Source organism: Rhodothermales bacterium, from assembly GCA_034439735.1.
Lineage (GTDB): Bacteria > Bacteroidota > Rhodothermia > Rhodothermales > JAHQVL01 > JAWKNW01.
The window spans coordinates 1-4,094 of the sequence record JAWXAX010000281.1 but is presented as its reverse complement, the minus strand read 5'-3'; the positions used below and the strand labels follow the sequence as shown (position 1 = coordinate 4,094).

3 protein-coding genes are annotated in these 4,094 nt (G+C 64.1%); 2 read left to right on the top strand and 1 reads right to left on the bottom strand.

Features of this window, described 5'->3' with window-relative positions:
- Window positions 1-1,689: nucleoside-diphosphate sugar epimerase/dehydratase (locus SH809_19635; GenBank protein MDZ4701932.1), on the top strand; the 1,689-nt coding region annotated here is incomplete at its 5' end.
- On the opposite strand, the gene SH809_19630 is transcribed toward SH809_19635, so the two are convergent.
- Window positions 1,665-3,029 (bottom strand): O-antigen ligase family protein, encoded by a 1,365-nt coding sequence (locus tag SH809_19630; protein MDZ4701931.1) that lies wholly within the window; start codon window positions 3,027-3,029, stop codon window positions 1,665-1,667. The genes SH809_19635 and SH809_19630 overlap by 25 nt on opposite strands.
- A gap of 327 nt (window positions 3,030-3,356) precedes the next feature.
- On the opposite strand from SH809_19630, the gene SH809_19625 reads away from it, so the two are divergent.
- Window positions 3,357-4,094, top strand: a 738-nt coding sequence (locus tag SH809_19625; GenBank protein MDZ4701930.1) for an exosortase/archaeosortase family protein, incomplete at its 3' end; no start/stop codon positions are given.

Here is a 4,094-nt window from a genome sequence, read left to right as displayed (position 1 = left end):
TTCCTGCTCGGTTCGTTCGGCCAGTTTCGGAGCGTCCTCAGTTATTTCGGCCTGGCTGATTTTCGGGCGGTGGTGCTCGCGATGGTCACGGTGTCGGGATTGATGTTCGGCCTCTGGTTCTTTGCCGAGACCCAGGCCGCGCCGCCCCGCGGAGTCATCGTGATGGATTTTGTCTTGAGCGTGGCGCTGGTCTGCTCGTTTCGCCTGTCGCTCCGGCTGGCCCGCACTTGGTCGATGTCCGGTCGCGCCCGAGCTGGAGGATGGGAGCGCCGGGTCGCGATCATCGGAGCGGGCGATGTGGGCGAGGCGGTCGCGAAGGATCTTCTTCAGCGCGGGGGCTCAGGGATGGTGCCCGTTGGTTTTTTCGACGAGGATCCACTCCTCGTGGGCCGCAGCATTCATGGCCTTCCGGTGTTCGGGCGCGTGGAGCGACTGCTCCAAATCGCCCCGCTCCTGGGAGTGAACGAACTGGTCATTACGCTCACCGAAGCGTCCCCGAAACGAGTCAAGGAGATCGTGGAGCTTGGCCGTCGGATCGGTGCGGCCACGTTGATCATTCCGTCCTTCACCCAGCTGGCCTCGGGGGAGGTCAGGGTGGACCGCTCCCGCCCGGTGGCGATCGAGGATCTCCTCGGCCGGTCTGCGGTGAATCTCGATGGCGATTCGATCGCCCGGTTGCTGCGTGACCGCGTGGTGTTGGTCACGGGTGCAGGTGGCAGCATCGGCCGTGAACTGTGCCGCCAGATTCTCGCTCACCGTCCCTCCCGCCTTGTGCTGGTGGAGCAGGCGGAGATTGCGCTGTTCGAGATCGAACAGGAACTCGTCCAGCATGAACATGGTTCCCGGGTCGTCCCCCTGATTGTCGATATCACCGACCAGGAGTCGATCCGCCACGTGTTCCTCCGGAACCGGCCGGAAATCGTGTTTCATGCTGCCGCGCACAAGCATGTGCCCCTCATGGAACGGCAGCCGGGCGAGGCGTTGAAGAACAACACCCTCGCGACCGCCGACCTGATGCGGCTGGCGGGTGAATCCGGCGTCGCCAAGTTCGTGCTGATTTCAACCGACAAGGCGATCAATCCGACCAGCGTCATGGGCTGCAGCAAGCGGCTCGCTGAAATCGCGCTGCAGAATCTGCAACAAGCGAAGGCGAACCCTACCGCGTTCATGGCGGTGAGATTTGGAAATGTACTCGGGTCCAGCGGAAGCGTTATTCCGACTTTCCGGCGGCAGATCGCCCAAGGCGGACCGGTCACTGTCACTCATCCGGAAATGACGCGTTACTTCATGACCATACCGGAGGCGACGGGCCTCGTGTTGCAGGCGGCGACGATGGGGACGGGCGGAGAGATTTTCATCCTGGATATGGGCGAGCCGGTGAAGATTCTCGATATGGCCCGCCAAATGATCGAGCTGAGCGGCTATGAGCCCGACGTCGACATCGAGATCAAGGTCACCGGTCTGCGGCCGGGCGAAAAACTCTACGAGGAGTTGTGCCACACCAATGAACTGCACACCCGGACGGCTCATCCGCGCATCTTTCAGCTGCGCGATTCCGAACTCGCCGGGTCCTGCGCCTGGCTGGACGACCTGAGGCAGATCGCCGCCCAGGAACCGCCGGCTATTCGGGCGGCGCTGAAGCGGCTGGTCCCTGAATACACACCCTATGTCGAATCGGGCGGTGGTTGATCCTGCGCCGGGATTCGCGCGGGTCGGCCGGTGGCAGGCATGGGCGGCTGTGCGTCAGGCCACCGAAGAAGGACGATGAGAACCGTACCCCAAGTAAGAAGCACCGCAGGATTCTGGAACACGAAATCGACCGAAGCGTGCAAGAGCGTAATCCCGCAGCCCGCGATCCCGCTCAAGGCCGTCGGTTGACGCCAGAACCTCTTTCGGACCAGCCGGCGTGCCGCCCACAGTGCGGCGAAACCCAGCGGAGCCATCCCGACAACGCCCAGTTCGGCGGGAAATTGCAACAGGTCGTTATGGGCATGCTCCCAGTATTTTCGCCCGGTGGAGTCGTCACCGTAGATCTGCGGATGATGGCGGGCAAACAAGGGAAAGGCATGCCGGAAGCAGCCTGCACCCCATCCCCAAATCCAGCGATCGAGGAACATCTCCGCGGTAGCCTGGCTGGCGACCCGTCGGCTGAGCGCGGTTGCCGCCGGGTCCGTGAGTAGGGGCGCGAACCGGACCTGCAGTCGGTCCGCAGTGAGCGATCCGAGGCCCGCCCCGAGAGCGAGCACGAGGCCCAGGGCGAGGGGCAGGAACTCCGGGTGCTCGGAGGAGTGTTTTTGCGGCGAGGACCGCCGGATCGCGATCACGAGCCCGATCGCGCACGCGAATCCCAGCAGCAAAACGATTGCGGCGCGCGAGAACGTGAAGACGACGGCGATCCCGCAGAGCACAGCGGCGACCGTGAGCAGCCGAGCGCCGGCGATGCCCGCCCGCCCGACTCGAACGCGCCGATAACGCTGCCACGCCAGTCCGAGCGCCACGGCCGCCATGAGATTGAAGTACGGACTGGCGTGGTTCGGATAAATGAAACTTGCGACGAACGACTCGTTGCTCGGCCGGTAAGTCCAGAATATCTCCTTTGCCCCCGCCAATTTTTGGGCGAGCGCCAGCGCGGCGAGCAGGACGGCGTTTCCGATCAGCACTGCAAACAGACGCTCTAAACTCACTTGGCGGCGGACGCCGATCCAGATCGCGCCGAGCAGCAGCCACAGTGAGCCCAACACGATGAGCGCGCGCCACGGGTTGGAGCGATCGAGCGGCGCGCCGATCCCGGCGGGCAGCCACGGCACGTGGCTTAAGGATTCAAGCCACCACCCAGTATCATCGCGCGAGTATTTCCAAGCCGGGTTCAGGGCTTGAACTGTGATCAGCACGAGCAGGACAAGTCCGGCCCAGAAGACAGGAAATCGAAGGAGGGCGGCGGCGGGCCGCGATTTTGAACCCGGCCACGCCGCCACCGCGAAGCCGAGCGCGCCGAGGGCGAGGCTCACCAGCTGGCTCTCCACGTGCATGGTTCCAAGAGCCCAAGGCAGGAAGCAGAGATGGATTGCGGTGAGCGCAGTAACGGCGGACTCCCGTTCGGACGGCCTAAACTCTGGCGCCGCAGCTTTCGCCGGATAGGCACTGCGGGCATCCTGCAGACGGGCGCTAGTCATGGACGGGGACGCGCACAGTGGTGTTGAATGCATCACCGTCGAGAGCGATCCCCGGGCGTGACCTGCATGTAACGCGACCGGCCGCCGAGGCGCCGCTCGCCGCCATCCAATCGTTTCATGGCGGGTGGTGAATCGGTTTGCGCGGGTGCCGCGCCGGTATCAAGTTTGTCCCCCATTGATGCCATGCTTGCCCGACTGCGACAGGATGTACCGGATCGATTGCTCGGCGCGCTTTTCGTCGGGCTGTGCTTCGTGATTTTTTTGACGGTGGACCAGGCCTATTGGTGGCGCCTCAAACCCGACTACCTATTCGGCTGGCTCGTGCCGATCCTGGTCGGATACGTCGTGGCAGACCGCTGGCCGCGCTTGCGGTCGATTGTGAAGTCGACCGAACCGATACCGCTGCCGGCGCTGGCCAGAAACGCCCTGGGATTCGGCTTTGCCGCAGCCCTTGTCGCCGGGCTCGGCCTGTTTCTTTTCGGCGGACTGTATCGGGCAGGCTTCGGCAGCACCCAGCCCGGGTCGCTCGCGCTGGCGGCGGGCTTCGGCGGCATTGTGCTTGGTATGATCTATTTCAATACGCCGGCCGGCCGGATCGGTTCCGTGGCTCCCGGCTCGCTGTGGGGCGCGCTCTTGAGCGATGCGCGCCTCGCGGCGGTCGCCCTTTTCGTCTTTCCGGCGCTGATCTGGATGATTTCGGCGCCGATGCTGAGCGCCGTGGAGAACTCGGTGAGCCTGTTCCTCCTGCGCCGGGTGGTGGCGGTCGTGTTCGGACTTTTCAGCTTTTTCGGCTATCCGATGATTCAGGAAGGAAACGTGCTGGTCCTGCCGAACGGTCGCGTCGGAGTAGTCGAGGCCTGCTCCGGGATTCGCTCGCTTACCGGCTGCCTGTTTGCCGGCGCCTTTCTGGCCGCGGTCTGC